General features: G+C 57.2%; 10 protein-coding genes and 1 pseudogene. 2 read left to right on the top strand and 9 right to left on the bottom strand.

Annotated elements, in window-relative coordinates; genetic code table 11:
- Positions 1-38: 38 nt before the first annotated feature.
- Both msrB and AC1AWK_RS00415 read right to left on the bottom strand, forming a co-directional pair.
- The gene (gene msrB / locus AC1AWK_RS00420) at positions 39-1,151 is read right to left on the bottom strand and encodes a peptide-methionine (R)-S-oxide reductase MsrB (RefSeq protein WP_476567355.1); all 1,113 of its coding nucleotides are present in this window, start codon (positions 1,149-1,151) and stop codon (positions 39-41) included.
- 169 nt (positions 1,152-1,320) lie between these two features.
- A complete protein-coding gene (locus tag AC1AWK_RS00415; RefSeq protein WP_476567354.1) occupies positions 1,321-2,358 on the bottom strand; it encodes a LacI family DNA-binding transcriptional regulator in 1,038 nt (345 codons plus the stop codon).
- Between the two features lie 295 nt (positions 2,359-2,653).
- Between AC1AWK_RS00415 and arfA the strand changes: the two genes are divergently transcribed.
- Entirely contained in the window at positions 2,654-4,186 is a 1,533-nt protein-coding gene (arfA, locus tag AC1AWK_RS00410) for an arabinosylfuranosidase ArfA (protein ID WP_476567353.1), read from the top strand.
- A 114-nt stretch (positions 4,187-4,300) separates the two neighbouring features.
- Here arfA and AC1AWK_RS00405 read toward each other — a convergent pair whose 3' ends face one another.
- From AC1AWK_RS00405 to AC1AWK_RS00395, 3 genes are all read right to left on the bottom strand, one after another.
- Positions 4,301-5,056, bottom strand: a complete 756-nt coding sequence (locus AC1AWK_RS00405) for an HD domain-containing protein (RefSeq protein WP_476567352.1) — start codon at positions 5,054-5,056, stop codon at positions 4,301-4,303.
- Positions 5,057-5,680: 624 nt separating this feature from the next.
- Positions 5,681-8,152 (bottom strand): KUP/HAK/KT family potassium transporter, encoded by a 2,472-nt coding sequence (locus AC1AWK_RS00400; RefSeq protein ID WP_476567351.1) that lies wholly within the window; start codon positions 8,150-8,152, stop codon positions 5,681-5,683.
- A 289-nt stretch (positions 8,153-8,441) separates the two neighbouring features.
- On the bottom strand, positions 8,442-9,788 hold the full coding sequence (locus AC1AWK_RS00395; RefSeq protein ID WP_476567350.1) for an ABC transporter substrate-binding protein: 1,347 nt from the start codon (positions 9,786-9,788) through the stop codon (positions 8,442-8,444).
- A gap of 151 nt (positions 9,789-9,939) precedes the next feature.
- Here AC1AWK_RS00395 and AC1AWK_RS00390 point away from each other — a divergent pair, with 151 nt between their 5' ends.
- The gene (locus tag AC1AWK_RS00390; RefSeq protein WP_476567349.1) at positions 9,940-11,496 is read left to right on the top strand and encodes an alpha-N-arabinofuranosidase; all 1,557 of its coding nucleotides are present in this window, start codon (positions 9,940-9,942) and stop codon (positions 11,494-11,496) included.
- A gap of 835 nt (positions 11,497-12,331) precedes the next feature.
- Here AC1AWK_RS00390 and AC1AWK_RS00385 read toward each other — a convergent pair.
- The 4 genes and pseudogenes from AC1AWK_RS00385 to AC1AWK_RS00370 all read right to left on the bottom strand — a co-directional run.
- Positions 12,332-12,679, bottom strand: a pseudogene (locus AC1AWK_RS00385) (IS607 family transposase); the annotation flags it as partial.
- Positions 12,680-12,747: 68 nt separating this feature from the next.
- On the bottom strand, positions 12,748-13,776 hold the full coding sequence (locus AC1AWK_RS00380) for a LacI family DNA-binding transcriptional regulator (protein ID WP_476567348.1): 1,029 nt from the start codon (positions 13,774-13,776) through the stop codon (positions 12,748-12,750).
- A 276-nt stretch (positions 13,777-14,052) separates the two neighbouring features.
- Positions 14,053-15,006 carry a TatD family hydrolase gene (locus tag AC1AWK_RS00375; RefSeq protein WP_476567347.1) on the bottom strand — a complete coding sequence of 318 codons (954 nt, stop codon included), beginning with the start codon at positions 15,004-15,006 and terminating at the stop codon, positions 14,053-14,055.
- A 48-nt stretch (positions 15,007-15,054) separates the two neighbouring features.
- Positions 15,055-16,002, bottom strand: a complete 948-nt coding sequence (locus AC1AWK_RS00370) for a hypothetical protein (protein WP_476567346.1) — start codon at positions 16,000-16,002, stop codon at positions 15,055-15,057.
- Positions 16,003-16,237: the final 235 nt, after the last annotated feature.

Below are 16,237 nucleotides of genomic sequence, written 5' to 3'. Positions count from 1 at the left end.
TATCAAATAACAAGTACTTGACGTTGTGTTCACCATCATTACGAACGAGTCTTCACTAACGGTACATAAGCCCCGTAGCCCTCTTCCTCCATACGTTCCAGGGGAATAAAACGTAAAGCCGCTGAATTCATACAATATCGTTTACCGCCGAGTTCACGAGGGCCATCATCAAACACATGCCCCAAATGAATCTGTGTCTCAGCAGTGCGGATCTCCACCCGCGGACGCCCCGGCAGCGTCAGGTCACGATGCTCCGTCAAGGAACTGCCATCAATCGGTTTGCTAAACGCCGGCCAGCCACACCCTGAATCAAACTTGTCAGCAGACGTGAACAACGGCTCTCCGCTCACCACATCCACATAGATTCCCGGACGGAACTCCCGGTCATACGCATTGTCAAACGGATGCTCCGTAGCAGCAAGCTGCGTTACCGCAAACTGTTCATCATCCAACTGCCACACTCGATCGATATACCGCTGGCGACGCGCCACATCACGAATCGCTTCCAACGAAATATGGCAGTATCCACCGGTATTGGTCATCAGATAATCCTGGTGGTACGCCTCCGCCGGGAAGAAATTGCGCAATGGCTCGACCAGTACGGCAGGCTCCCGACGTGCCCGACGTTCCACCAACGCCATCACCTCGGAATATGTCTCACGCTGCGCATCGTCGAGATACAGCAGCGCACTGCGGTACTGGCGACCACGGTCGGGACCTTGCTGATCCACCGAGAAACAATCCACCACATCCACAAACAGCAGGACTAACGTGCGCAATGACACCCGACGCTCGTCAAAACGCAGCATCACCGTCTCAACCGCATCCGTTTCGCCGTGGCAAACCTGCTCGTAGCTCGGATGGTCGACCTGCGACTGCGCATAGCCTACCGTGGTGTCCACCACGCCGTCCACGCCCTGGTAGTAGCGTTCCAAACCCCAGAAACAGCCACCCGCAAAGTACGCGGTACGGATATGCCCGGCGTCCGGCGACTCGGGCGACCCGCTGGACGCAGGGCCAAGGGTAGACGGCACAGAAGCGGCAGAGGCAGCGCCGGATTCAGCGTCGTGGGCCGAGCCGGCCACATCTGTGCAAGATGCAGGATTGACAGCAGTTGCATTGGCTGCGGTTGTGGAAAGTTCAGCGCTCATTAGTGCTCCTTGGTTGCGTGCGCGATATGCGGTTAATGTCGAGGGTACATGCGGCTACCTATCGGGAGGGTATATCCATCCCTACCACGGACAGCCGTGCAAGTCGAGACCATGCTCGCGTATCGCAACGCTCAGGCTCGTCACCACATCCATGCCGACGGTCTGCCGTTTAGAGCATCGTGGAGTCGCGCTCCACCAAGTCATACGGCGTCACAAACGTGCGGGCCGGACCGTCGTAGCCCTCAATGCGTTCAATCACCATCTGCACCGCACGATCGGCATATTGCTCCACATGTGGATCCATCGTAGTCAATCCCGGCATGGCATACTTGGTTTCCGGCACATTGTCGTAGCCAATCACCTGCACGTCCTGCGGCACGCGTAAACCACGACGCTGCAGCTGTGTTATCGCACCCAACGCCAAAGCATCATTCATACACAGAATGGCTTGCGGATGCTTACCGCCATCCAAAAGCTTGTCAACTGCTTGCGAACCTCCGGTATGCGTCCATTGATCCATCGTGAGCAACCGCTGCGGATTCCACTGCTTGCCACGCATCTCAAACGCTTTGACATAGCCCTGGGCTCGCAGCACATCCGTGCCTTCGGTAGCAGTGGCCAGCGTCCGCCAATCCCGCTCATCCGTGCGCATGCCAATCAACGCGATATCATCCACACCGGAATCCAATAGCTTGCCCACCGTCGCACACACCGAATCAATGTTCGGCATCGTAACCATATCGGATTTGCCATAGGACAAATAATCGCCCGCCAGCACCAACGGATACGGCTGATGCAAAAGCTGCCCCTCCTGCGCCAACGGCATCCCCGTAAAGAAAATCCAACCATCGGCACCAAGACGATAGGTATCCGCGATGCTTTCCGGCAAGCCATTTACCGACATGCCATACGTGTTAATGATGACGCCATACTCGCGCCGCTTAGCGCTGGCAATCACGCAATCCGCCAAATACGGAGCGAACGGCTGCGAAAAATCGAAAATATTAAGACCGATAAGCCGGGTTCCGCCCACTTTCATCGCACGGGCCGCCACATTCAAGGTATACCCCAACCGCTTAATCGCCGCCTCGACCCGCTCCCTCGTTTCCGGACGCATGCTCCCCGTATGGTTCAACACGTTCGACACGGTCTTAATGGAGACGTTAGCTTCCTTCGCCACGTCTTTGATGGTCACTCGCCCGCTCATGCTGATACCTCCACATCGGACACGATACCCATGCTGCTTTGCAACAGGTTCTCTCTTCATTGTCGCATATTTTGCCCCATAAAACCGACATTTATTCCTCTCAGCGTTATATGCATATCGCATAATCTTTCATAAACGAACTCCACATGTTGCGTAATAGTTTTCGATAGGGTACCATGAATTTATAAGTACAAGGTTGTATCTTTTTACTGTACCCCTTCGCGCAACCCCGGCGTTGCGCACGCAGAGATACAACGTTGTTCTTTTGCGATACAGCCAATAAGGAAGGACCATCATGAAAGAGCCCTCAACATTCGTCGTTGACAACGACTTCACCGTAGCCCCAGTACAAGACCGCCTGTTCGGTTCCTTCGTCGAACATCTCGGCCGCTGCGTCTATACCGGCATCTACGAACCAGACCATCCCACCGCCGATGACGAAGGCTTCCGCCAAGACGTCATTGACCTCGTGCGCGAACTCGGCGCCACCACCGTGCGCTATCCCGGCGGCAACTTCGTCTCCGGCTACCGTTGGGAAGATGGCGTAGGCCCCAAGGACCAACGCCCCCGTCGCCTCGACCTCGCGTGGCATTCCACCGAAACCAACGAGTTCGGACTGCACGAAATGGCCTCATGGCTGCGCAAAACCGGCAACAACGAGCTCATGGAAGCCGTCAACCTCGGCACACGCGGCCTGCAAGACGCCCTCGATCTCCTCGAATACGCCAACGTCCCCTCCGGAACGGCCCTATCCGAAGCACGCCGCGCCAATGGCGCCGATCAGCCCTTCGGCATTCGCATGTGGTGCCTCGGCAACGAAATGGACGGCCCCTGGCAACTCGGTCACAAAACCGCCGAAGACTACGGCACGCTCGCCGCATCCGTAGCCGCGGGCATGCGGCAGATCGACCCCGACGTCGAACTCGTTGTCTGCGGCTCCAGCTCCCACGTCATGGATACCTTCGGCGAATGGGAACAAACCGTACTGGAGAAAACCTACGAACAAGTCAACTTCATCTCCTGCCACGCCTACTACCATCCCGAACTGCAGGAAGACGGCAGCCGCGACATGGCAAGCTTCATGGCCGCCGGCGTCGATATGGAAGGCTTCATCAAGGATGTCGCCGCCACCATCGACGCCACCAAAGCCAAGCTCAAGAGCAAGCACAACGTCTACATTTCCTTCGACGAGTGGAACGTGTGGTATCTCAACGAAGAACCAAGCCGCAATCCCGAAGGCATCGGCAACTGGCCCGTCGCCCCGCGTCTGCTGGAAGACATCTACTCGGCCGCCGACGCCGTCGTATTCGGCGACCTCATGATTACCCTCCTGCGCAACGCCGACCGCGTCCACGCCGCAAGCCTTGCCCAGCTGGTCAACGTCATCGCCCCCATCATGACCGAACCGGGCGGCCCCGCATGGCGTCAAACCACGTTCTACCCCTTCGCCACCACGGCACGCCTCGCCAAGGGCGGCACCGTGCTGGAACCGAAGCTGTCCACCGGCACGTTCCACACCGAACGCTATGGTGACGTTCCCGAACTCAACGCGGTCGCCGTTCGCGGAGCCGACGGCTCGGTAACCATTTTTGCCGTCAACCGTCTCCTCGAAGGCGAGCGCCCCCTCGAGATCACGCTGCCCGCAGGCAATTGGCAATCACTCGAAGCCGTCACCCTGCACGACGACGACATGTGGGCACGCAATACCCTGGACGACCAGAACCGCGTGACCCTGCATCCGAATGATTCCGCGACGCTCGACGCGCACGGCGGCAAGGTATCCATCACCCTTCCGCCGGTGTCGTGGAGTGCCATCACCGTGCGCTAATCCTCCGCACACATGTGGGTGGGCCGACTCGAAAAACATCGTGCCGGCCCACTGTTCCCTCACGCCAGCCGCCGTTTCCTCAAGCCGACCGCCCTTGCTTATTGGCGCTTCTCGTCACGCGCGCACGCTCATCCCATATTCTTCCGCCATCGCGGACACGTCAACCACACCATACTGGTCAAGCACATCACGCCACCGCTGCGCATTCTCCTCACCAAATTTCGCCGCCTTACGCTCGTAAGCCTGCGCTGTCAAGAACTTCGGCGGCGTGGATTTGCTGTGATACTTATCTGCCACCATCACGGTTTCCTGCTCGATGTTCACCGGCACATAATCATCCTCCGGCAGCGGCAACCCCTGGCTGCGCACCTGTTCGCGCGTCAAGCCGATGCCCGTATGATTACGAGCAAACTGTGCCACCGACTCATCAATGCCGCTTTCCAGCAAATACTCATACCCCAACAAACCGTGCAGAATGTAACGCGGACCATCGAATTGAAGCGGATTCCCATCCGAACCATCATGTGCCAGTACGCGATACGTGCCAATATCATGGAGCAAACCGCCAACCATCACCAGGTGCTCGTCCAGCAACCGCATGGGACGACGGCCGCCGTGCACCGCTCCGGTTTCCATGCCGAACGCCTCACCCGCTTGCACGCCATATATTCCACCATCCCGCGCACCGTCCTGCGCTCCCGACGCCGAGCACTGCCGCACCCATAACGCATTCTGATGCCGTGCCAGCATTACCGCGATGCGCGAAACAATCACGCAATGCGTATGAATTAGCTCATAGGCCGCTTGCGACGGCGCAATGTTGCGATGCAGTTCTTCAATACGTTCCAGCGAGGGGATCAAATCGGCCATATAGCCCATTCTAAAGGCATGCGGGAAATCCGTCAGTTATGCCTATTCCGCCCCGGCAGCATGCAAGAAAAACCACATCCGCCACACAACCCATCTCAACGGCACACAAGACAACGCCACCGAAACACCACCATCCCAGAGTCACACGAAACCAGCCGTTCGTCGACGTCTCCGCCGTGCCGGGCAAACTGCTCCTATACCCACCAGCAGCTTTCCAAACCAACAGCCTTCCAAAGTGTGTTTTTACCGCACTTTTACGGACTGTCAGCGAGATAAGCCAACCAAAATGTGCAAATACCCCACTAGAGGGACCACAAAAGTGCGCAAACCCCCATCCGGAGCATCAAATTGTGCTAAAACCATACTCTACCGGACCATCAAAGCCCAGTTAGACTACGGGAAAGGCACAATTTCCCACTACGAGACGGAAAAAGCACACAAAACAGGCCCTACCAGTGTGGTAAAAGCACCATTTCTCCGGTGAGGAGAATTAAGAAAAGCAAAGCCCACACCCCAAAATGAGATGCGGGCTCAGAATCATGATCGGCCTCGCACACCGAACCATACGGACTCGGCTACGCAGACTCGGGCCTCGTATCTGGCACTCAAAACTCGGCCGTAGACTTAGGATTTGCTCGCAGCACCTTCCGCAGCATTAGCGGAGCTAGCGGCCTTTGTCGTGTTAGCGGCCTTGGCAACATCCGTAGAGTTGGCAACATCCGCAGCTTTCGCGCCGTCGGCCGTATCCGTGACTTTCTGAATCACCGCAGTGGTCACGCCATCGGCAGCCGTGGCTTTGTTGGCCGAAGCTTTGGACGATTCCGAACGCCCCATGCTGCGAGAAGTATCCTGGGACTTGCCACCATCGGCACCGCGTCCAAGATCCGTGCTCCGCCCACTTTGCGCTCCACCGCGGTACCCACTGGCAGTGCGCTTCAACCTGGGCGGGCGCTTTGTCGTAACGAACAGCGGTTGCGTTTCCACCAGCGGATTATATGGCGCCAAACCGAACCACTTCACCGGCGAACCGGCCACGTGACGAATCGCATACTTGACTTGCAACGACAATGCACCGTGGTCGGAAACCTTTGACTCTGGCATCAACGCCTTATGAATCAGCACGTAGCGAATTGTGCCAATGCCCGGATCGGCATCCACCTTCGGGTACACGGATTTTTGCTGCGGCAACTCGCCCGAACGCGACAAATCATGCATGATCTGATGCAGGTACGCCGGAATCGACTGCGATACCTTGAAGCCCAAGCGAATGCGCACGCGGAACAGATAATCCGTACCGAAGTTTTCCACCGAATACTCACGCGTGAACGGCTCGTCCGTCGTCTGTACGGAAACCGCCCACCAAGCGCGTGCACGCTTGGGATGGTCCGCGAAAATCGAGAAGAAAATATCCGTATCCAAGCGCTTCATTTCCGTATCGGACGTCAGATACACGATATTATCGGCGAAATACGGGATACGAATGTCGGAATGCAACTTCTCCAACGTCGGCAGGAAGTCTTTCTTCGTCATATGACGACGCTGCGAACGTTCCAGCTTCGTCCCTTCGTTCCACGTGTACATCACAAACAAAATCGCCAGTGTCAGCAAGATGGTGAACCAGCCGCCGTGCAGGAACTTCGCCATGGAGGCCACAAAGAACAGCACCTGAATCGCAAGGAACACCACGGTGAACACCACGGCTCCGACCCGGTGCCCCTGATACCACAAGTACACCGCCAGCAGCACGGTGGTAGTGATCATAGTGATCGTCAACGCCAAACCGTAAGCCGCAGAAATATGTTCGGAATCCTTGAACAACAGCAGCACGGCAAGCGTCGCCACACACAACACCACATTGATGACGGGAATGTACAACTGCCCGCGGGTGCGCGCAGGATAGCGCACCTGCAGATGCGGCATCCAATTCAGACCCGTGGCTTCGGACACCATGGTGAACGCACCGGTGATCAAAGCCTGCGAGGCGATAATGCCGGCGGTGACTGACAGAATGACGGCCACATAACGCACATTCGGGTCCATCATCTGGAAGAACGGGTTCAAACCATCCACATTCGCCAGTTCCGTGTTGTTTTGGTTGCGCAGCATCCACGCGCCCTGACCGAAATAGTTGAAGACCAGCGCAACCTTGATGAATGGCCAGGTGAAATAAATATTGCCACGGCCAACGTGCCCCATGTCGGAGTAAAGCGCCTCGGCACCGGTAGTGGACAGGAAGACCGTGCCCATCAGCGCGATGCCCGCCGCATTATGTGGGCTAAACAGGAATTTCATGCCGTACCACGGGTTCAGCGCCGCCAGCACGGACCAATCGTTGCCAATAGCCATGATGCCAACAACGGCGAGGAAGGCAAACCACACCATCACCACCGATCCGAACACACGGCCGATGCGCTCCGTACCACGCGACTGTACCGAAAACAGCACCAAAATGATGACGACGGTAATCATCAACGTAATGTTTTCATTGTTTTCAAACAACGGCTCCAGCGGAGGTAAGGACCGCAAGCCTTCCACCGCCGAGGAAATCGACACAGCCGGCGTCAGTACGGAATCCGCCAAGAATGCCGCCCCACCGAGCATGGCAGGAATCGCAAGCCACATGCCATATTTACGAATCAGCGAATACAACGCGAAAATGCCGCCTTCGCCCTTGTTGTCGATTCGCATGGCGATGAGCACATATTTGACGGTGGTGATCAGAGTCAACGACCAAAATACCAGCGACAGCATACCCAGCACAGCTTCACGATCAGTGTGGGCAAGACCCCCCTGTCCGGAGAGGAACGTTTGCGCGGTGTACAACGGCGATGTGCCGATGTCGCCATACACCACGCCCAACGCAACGACAGCCATGGCAAAGCTCACCTTGTCGGGCCCGGATTGCAGACGCACCCACCAGCGTGCCAGGGGACCCCTGGAGGCCACCTTGTCGAGCTTCTCGGCTTCCTTGCTTTCCGCCTGCTGCTGCTTGGCAAGCTCCTCGCGTTCTTCCTTAGTGAGACTGCGACGCGAAACCTTAGGTGCATTCGTGAACGTTGCCGCCTTCAGCAACGAATCGTCTGGCTTGTTCGCCATTCCTTTTCCTCCCTTAGAGGGCACTGCGCCCACGTGTGTCCCTCTATTGTAGTCGAGGCTCTCTACCCAGTCGGTATTGCAAGTCCGCAGCACTGCCGATTATGCGGGTTCGCGACAATCACAAACCATCCAGAAGACCCTAGACGAATACCCCTCGCCACAGCGCCAATAGCCCTGACGTCCAAACCCCTCTCGGCGGATCTACCCCGCCACAACGAATACTGCCGGACAGTGCCGCAGTACGCGACGCCATCCGGCAGCCATTGATTGTGTGTGCAAAGGAGAAATGCTACTCGTTCACGGTGTAGCCCTGTTGCTTGCCGTATTCGATAAGCTTGTTCTGCCACGCCTTGATGCCTTCATCCAGCGTGATGGACTTATCGGAGAACGCTGCCCCAACGTTATCGGCGAAAATGGTACGAGCGTGCACTTCGTACGGCAGGAACTGGTATCCGGTAATCACGTCAGCCGCGGCCTGAGCCAGCACTTCGTTGAACTTCTGTCCGCCGAAGTACTCAACCGGATTGCCTTCGGAGTCAGACAACGCGGTCATGTTCAGGAAGTCGTCGCTGGACAGCGTGTCATTGTCAGCCGGGAACGCACCGCCGTCAACGCGCACCTTGATGCCGTCAGCATTGTGGCAAGCATACTCCATGAACTTGTAGGCAGCCTTGACCTTGGCGTCATCGTCGGACTTGATGATAGCCAACGAAGAACCACCGTTCTCAGCATTCTCGGTGCCGCCCTTTTCCCACGTTGGCATCTGAGCCACACGCCACTTACCAGCACCATCGGGAGCGCCCGACAGCAGGTTGTACGGCATCCAAGCGCCGGTCAGCAGACAAGCGATCGATCCATCGTTGAGGCCACGGTTCCAATCGTCCGACCAACCAACGGTCTTGGTGTCGATGAGATCTTCATCAATCATCTTCTGCCAGAATTCATTCCACTTTTCGGCCTTCTCATTGCCGACCAAATCAACCGTGACATTCTCGCCCTTGGTGGCAAACGGTTTCGCACCGGCCTGCCAGGTCATGGAATCGTAGAAACCTGCATCGCCGGAATCAGAGGTAATGTAGGCGCCAGTCGCGCGAATCTTCTTGGCGGCCTCGTAGAATTCATCCCACGTGGTCGGCACTTCAGTAACGCCAGCCTTGTCGAAGACATCCTTGTTATAGAACAGCGCCATCGGGCCGGAATCCATCGGCAGCGCATAGATGCCGCCATTGACATTCACGGAGCTCCAGGTGCCAGGGGTGTAGAAGTCGGAGTAGTCCGAAGCACCCAGGTCAGACAGATTAACAAGGCTGTCACGAATCGCATACTCGGGCAGTGCGTAATACTCGATCTGCGCAATATCCGGAGCGCCAGAGCCAGCCTGCAAAGCATTGTTCAAAGCGGTGTACTCATCAGTATTCGTACCGGCATTGGTGACCTTGACAGTAATGTTCGGATTTTCCTTCTCAAAACCTTTCACCGTACGAGGCAGCGTGGAGTCCCACGACCATACGGTCAGCTGAATCTTGCCGTCGGCATCGGTCTTGGTGTCAGACGCGCTACTGGAGCCGCACGCTGCCACGGAAACAAGCATGGCACCCGCGCCAACTAGGGCAACAGCCTTCTTTGCGAACTTCATCGTTCTGTCCTTTCCTTCCTCGGATGACACAACTGGACTTTATTGTCCAATTTCTGTATCGTTCTATTTCAGAGTAACACGCTTTTAGTGTTTACGCAAATACAAACCTCGAAACGCTGAAATTACAATAGTTATGGGGTATAAAAGAACCATGCAAGATATCGCAACCATTGTCGTTCCACAACGCACCGTAGCATCGGTGCCCCGACGTATCTTCGGCTCATTCGTCGAACACCTTGGACGCTGCGTCTACGGCGGCATCTACGAACCCAGCCACCCCACCGCCGACGAACACGGCTTCCGCCAAGACGTCATCGACCTCGTCAACGAACTCGGCGTCACCTGCGTGCGCTACCCCGGCGGCAACTTCGTCTCCAACTACAACTGGGAAGACGGCACCGGTCCGCGCGAACAGCGCCCGGTGCGCCGCGATCTCGCCTGGCACACCACCGAAACCAACGAAGTCGGCATTGATGACTTCTACCGGTGGAGCCGCAAAACCGGCACCGAAATCATGCTTGCCGTCAACATGGGCACCCGCGGCCTGCACGCCGCACTCGACGAACTCGAATACGTCAATGGCGCCCCCGGCACCGCACTTGCCGATCGCCGCGTCGCCAACGGCATCCCGGAGCCCATGGATATTGCCATGTGGTGCATCGGCAACGAAATGGATGGTCCCTGGCAAGTCGGGCACATGGACCCCGATACCTACGCCACGGAAGTCGAACGCGTGGCCCATGCCATGAAACTCGCCGAATCCGGCCTCGAGCTCGTAGCCTGTGGATCATCCAGCGCCCACATGCCCACCTTCGGCCAGTGGGAGCGAGCCGTGCTCACCAAAGGCTATGCGCATCTCGACTTCGTGTCCTGCCACGCCTACTACTACGATCGCGGCGCCGCAAGCATGCAAGACTTCCTCGCCTCAAGCGAAGACATGAAGCAGTTCATTGCCACCGTCGCCCAAGCCGCCGACGACGCGAAACACGCCAACAACGGCTCCAAAGACATCGCACTCAGCTTCGACGAATGGGGCGTGTGGTATTCCGACGTATGGAACCAGCAGGAAGCCGAATGGAAAGCCGCCGCCAGCGAAGGCCTACACCACGAACCGTGGCCCATCGCCCCGCATCTGCTGGAAGACGTATATACGGTGGCCGACGCGGTGGTCGAAGGATCGCTGATGATTACACTGCTCGCCAACTGCGACCGCGTGCGCTCTGCCTCCCGCGCCCAACTCGTCAATGTCATCGCTCCCATCATGACCGAGCCGGGCGGACCTGCCTGGCGACAAACCACCTTCTACCCCTTCGCGTTCGCGGCACGGCATGCACACGGCACCGCCTACCAGCTGGCCGGCGAGCGCACCGCCACCATCAGCACGCAAACGTATGGTGATGTGCCGGCCATCGAAGCAGTGCTGACTTGGGATGCCGAGTCGCGCACAGGATGCTTGCTCGCCGTGAACCGCGACGAGACCATCGCCCACGATTTCACGGCCGTTGTCGCATCAGTGATTGGGAAGGAGGCCGCGAATCTGACCGTCACGGATGCGCAACTGTTGCACGACGACGATTGCAAGCGCACCAATACCGCGCAAGAGCCCGAAGCCGTCACGCCGCAAGCCGTTCAGTGTAGTGTCGAGGACGGCTCGCTGAGTGTGAATCTGCCGCCAATCAGCTGGCTCGGCATAGCATTCAGCGCCTAAGCCACGTACAGATGACCATTCGTTGGGGCGTCCACACTATATAACCAACGCCCCAACACTAGTTTCCAATGGAAGTTTCCATTGGAAGTTTACTTGGATTGGCGGCATAATCAGCGCTCATCTGATGCACGCTACCTTGAGAACGGAGCCGGCTGGTCCGCAACCACCTTGTGTTCCAATACTTTCTTCACGGCAACATATCGAGCCGACAAGCGAAGCACTACCACGTATCCGGCCCCCATGATTCTCAACCATCTCCCGCGACTCCATCCTTGCCCACCCATACCGTCCTCTCCGCCCACATCACTGCCCGCTCCTCCAACCTCCCCAGACCATCCCTGCGCCATCCCACCTGCAACACCGTCAACTTCCCCACCAACGCCCCGCCCACGTTTCCGTTTCGGTAGGCGCCTCCGGTGGAAAAATTCCCTCGGAACACCCCATTTGCAAAGTGTGTGTTCACGCCATTGGTGGATCGTGTTTTGTGCGCGTTTTCGACACCCTGGGCCGGAAGGTGCGTGTTTACCACACTCCTGGAATCCCGAAACCGGACGTACGGATGCCGGAAACACACACCTTCGGGATTGGGGACGGAGAGGGGTTCGGGATTGCGGCCCCACCGATGTCGCAAACACACACTTTTTTGGGGGCTGGGGGTGGTGAATGCGCGAGATCGCGACCCCACCAGTGGTGTAAACACACACCTTTGCCTCGAGGAGCCTAGCCGAGGCCGTAAGACCGCGGCGAATGCACAGTTTTGTCGAAGACGGACGCGATACGGCTCAGCTTCATCCGTTCCTGCCACGGCGCGGAGTCCAACGCTATCTTCACCGCCTCAAGCATCACGCGCCGCCCGCAACGCCTCCCGCGCCTTGTTACGTGCGCCCCACCGCCCGTATAGCCGCGCACGGAACGAGGTCAGCGATTCCGTCATGTCGCGAACCAAAACGTCCTCCATCTCCGTACCGTCCACGACGACGAGCCGTCTGGCCTGCGCCTTCAGGGCACTTTCCGCCAGCCCCACGTTCATGCGCGCCAGCCGGTCGCGATGCTCCACGATGATGACGTTCACGGTGGGGTCTGCGAGGATACGGTTTATCTTCCACCGTCTGTCGTTCACGCCAGGCCCGGTTTCCGTGACCACTTCGAGGTGTTTGCATCCCATGCTGAGGGCGAATGCCTTCGACCCCACGCCATGAGCGAGTGGGGTACGATCGACACAGCGTGTGGGGCCACATATTTGGTGAGTATTTACGACAAAGCGGGGGAAGACTCACGTAAAACCAGCGAATATGAGACCGGAACCATCTCCGCCTTACCACGTTCGCCCGACTCGATTTGGGCAAGCACCGAATTCACTGCCAATGTAGCGATATCCTCACGCCCAGGATTGACAGTAGACAGCGACGGATAGGTGAAACTCGACTGTTCCACATCGTCGAAGCCCATCACTTGAATGTCCGCCGGCACACGCTTGCCGCGTTCAACCAACGTCCGCAACACACCCCACGCCAAGCTGTCATTCAACGCAAACACCGCGTCAAATTCCACACCAGCGTCAAGCAGCCCCGACACAGCCCGGGCACCGCTAGCACTATCCCAGCATTCCGTTTCAACAATCAACCGTTCATCAACCTCAATCCCCGCCTCGCGCATCGCCATCCGATACCCCAAGGTCCGCAAGCTGCGCGACGAGGTTTGCAAGCACTCATGCAGGCCGCCAATAACCGCAATACGACGGCATCCAGCATCGAGCAAATGCTTGGTCGCAGCTGCAGACGCCTCACGATTGCGAATCACCACATGCGGTGCTGCAATACCAAACAATCGCTCGCCCAGCATCACCAGTGGATAGTTGCCGTCGAACTCATGCGCATCCATGGATTCCATCAACAGCGGGCTGAACAACAGACCATCCGCCGGACGATTACCCATCGAGCGCACACTTTGCAGCTCACGTTCGCGGCTATTCGATGTCGATTCGACGATCACACCGTACCCACGCTCGCGAGCGCGAGCCAACACCGCCTCCGCTAAATCGGCGAAATACACTTGATGCAGATCCGGCACTACCAACTTCAACAAATGGGTGCGGCCAGAACGCAAATTACGCGCCGCAGCATTCACTTGATACCCCAGCGAATCAACTGCTGCGGCGATTTTTCGACGCATAGCGTCACTCATATATGGGCGGCCATTGAGATAGTTCGATACTGACGCCGTAGATACTCCGGCGGCTCGTGCCACATCCAGAATGGTCACCACAGGTTTGCCACCCATGACTGCTCCTATCACCACTGATACTTCGATTCAGATAGTGCGACAGTACATATAAATGTAACATATTGTATCGATACGCACAATAATTCACAGCATATACACAATCATTGTTACATCGCTCACATTCCCTAACGAAATACACACACCACGGTTCTTATCAGCAACTTTTACGCCTTGGGAACATATGATTGACAATTTTTTATATTATGCCACATGAGCGCTGGCTACCCGACCCCCTACACCCCTCAAGCCCTGCGAAACCTTGCTTCCGGGCAATCACACTCCATACACGTCACGCGTGGTGGCACGAGTCGCCCGAGCCACATCGGCCACGGATAAGTCCAACGTTTGAGCAAGCGCATCTAACGTATACGGAATCATGTACGGCGCATTAGTTCGCCCACGATACGGCATCGGCGTCAAATACGGCGCATCCGTCTCCACCATAATGTGCCCCAATCCCACGATACGCGCAGACTCACGGATACCCTCGTTGCCTTTATACCCTACCGTGCCAGAACAGCTCATATACCAACCCTGCTCCCGCACGATCTGCCCCATCTCAGCGTCACCCGAGTAGCTGTGGAATACCGTTCGCTCAGGAGCGCCATCGGCCAACAGCGTTTCAATCACCTCACGATGGGCGTCGCGGTCATGAATCTGCAACGGTAAATTCAACTCCTTGGCCAACGCGATATGGTCACGGAACGCCTGGCGCTGCAAGGCCATAGCCGACTCACCCGTACGAAACAGATCCATACCCGTCTCGCCAATGGCCACCACCTCGCGCGAATACGTCAAGGCCAGGCGACGCACCTCCTGCAACGCTTCGTCAAACGGCACATCGTGATGCGGCTTATACCGCACTGGCAACCCATCAGGACCAGGCGCCCCACGATGCCCGTGCAGCACCGACTCGTTGGGATGAATCGCCAAGGCCGCATGCACCACGCCGGGATGTTCACGCGCCATATCGACCGCCGTCATCAAGGCAGGCAACTCGCACCCGCAATCGATCACGCCCTCGACACCCACCGACTGCGCCTGCACCAACAACTCATCAACGCTATACACCGGCACATCCGGCTGCCCTTTAGCGGCCGCCTCATGACTCATGGCACGCGAAAAAGGCACCACCGACGCCACATGCGTGTGATTGTCAATGACCCGGGCGTCCGCCGGCAACGGTTCGGGAGCGGGAGCCCAGCTGCGATCGCGATGTTTGCTCATGACCGCCAGTGTAGACCGACGCCATGAAGGACATGCGACGTTCACAGCCTACTGGCGGCGAGCCCCCTCGTAGAAATATCCGACTAGCGCCTGCCGATACCCATCATCGCCACGATTGCTGTACGTGAACGCCAGCACAGCGTCGGCCGGCAACCCCTGCTCCGTCCACGGCAACGCGTGAGACAAATCCAAGCCAGCAGGCACTTGCGACTGGGATGCCCCATTCTCAACAGTATTGCCGGATGTGCCCGACTTGGCATCGCCATTATTGCTCGCATCGGCCTGCTTATCTCCCTGCGCGCCAGTCTGCACGTCAGCCTGCACCGTGACGCCACCTTGTTCGAGTACGTTCACCACACCCTTTGACAATACCTGCGACAAAGGCACAATCCATCCATGCTCTGCCATCGACTCAAAGGTGGCGCGGGGAGCGATCAGCGTATTGATATCACCCGCCTGAATACGAGCCGTCAACGACACCGTGGAATCCATAACGCCAGACTCACTATATAAACCTTGCGAATCTACATTTAGCGTCAGATTTGCATCACTGGACACCAAGTCGGCATCCAAGCCTTCGTTGGAGGCCGCCGACGAGACCAACTGCTCCACTTTTGATGACGACTTGCCCATGTTCACAATGCCGACGCCCAAATTAGGTTCCGGCGGTTTGGTAACGAAGTGGAATATCAATACCCCGACGATAGAGACGGCAGCCACGATGGCCACCAACCCCACCAGAAAATGCTGAGCAAAAAACGGCAGCTTCTCCCGCCACGGCAGCTCGCGCAACGTGAGCCATTTCGACTGCTTGGTATATTCGTTCGCGCTCGACAAAACAGCAATAGCCTCCTGCTGCCCATCACTGAGCGTATATTCACCGACAGTGCGAGACCCCTGTGTCACGGAATCATCTTCTCGGGAATCCACTACCGGTTGGACCGCATCGCCCGTCTCGGTCTGTCCGGTGTTGTCGTGCATGCCGGTTTCACTCATATGCCGCCCCTCAACTGTCTTATCAACTGTATTGCCAACGGAACGCTACAACGATGCAGTTTAGCATCTTGAACTGTGCTTCCCGACGACGGTTTGTCGGCCATCCATTTATCTCTTCGCGCAATACAACGCCCATGACGCCAGCGTCACACCATCGGCAATCCAATAGCCCGCTGTGGAGTCTTTACGCACGGGGGTATCATCAACCTACGCATTCTCCCAGTGTATGCCCCTT

The organism is Bifidobacterium sp. LH_491 (assembly GCF_056356495.1).
This window is presented reverse-complemented; position numbering and strand designations above follow the sequence as displayed.

What these genes read in the sequence shown, in the direction of transcription:
- msrB (WP_476567355.1), bottom strand. Translation starts at nt 1,151, where the DNA reads ATGAGCGCTGAACTTTCCACAACCGCAGCCAATGCAACTGCTGTCAAT.
- AC1AWK_RS00415 (WP_476567354.1), bottom strand. Translation starts at nt 2,358, where the DNA reads ATGAGCGGGCGAGTGACCATCAAAGACGTGGCGAAGGAAGCTAACGTC.
- arfA (WP_476567353.1), top strand. Translation starts at nt 2,654, where the DNA reads ATGAAAGAGCCCTCAACATTCGTCGTTGACAACGACTTCACCGTAGCC.
- AC1AWK_RS00405 (WP_476567352.1), bottom strand. Translation starts at nt 5,056, where the DNA reads ATGGCCGATTTGATCCCCTCGCTGGAACGTATTGAAGAACTGCATCGC.
- AC1AWK_RS00400 (WP_476567351.1), bottom strand. Translation starts at nt 8,152, where the DNA reads ATGGCGAACAAGCCAGACGATTCGTTGCTGAAGGCGGCAACGTTCACG.
- AC1AWK_RS00395 (WP_476567350.1), bottom strand. Translation starts at nt 9,788, where the DNA reads ATGAAGTTCGCAAAGAAGGCTGTTGCCCTAGTTGGCGCGGGTGCCATG.
- AC1AWK_RS00390 (WP_476567349.1), top strand. Translation starts at nt 9,940, where the DNA reads ATGCAAGATATCGCAACCATTGTCGTTCCACAACGCACCGTAGCATCG.
- AC1AWK_RS00380 (WP_476567348.1), bottom strand. Translation starts at nt 13,776, where the DNA reads ATGGGTGGCAAACCTGTGGTGACCATTCTGGATGTGGCACGAGCCGCC.
- AC1AWK_RS00375 (WP_476567347.1), bottom strand. Translation starts at nt 15,006, where the DNA reads ATGAGCAAACATCGCGATCGCAGCTGGGCTCCCGCTCCCGAACCGTTG.
- AC1AWK_RS00370 (WP_476567346.1), bottom strand. Translation starts at nt 16,002, where the DNA reads ATGAGTGAAACCGGCATGCACGACAACACCGGACAGACCGAGACGGGC.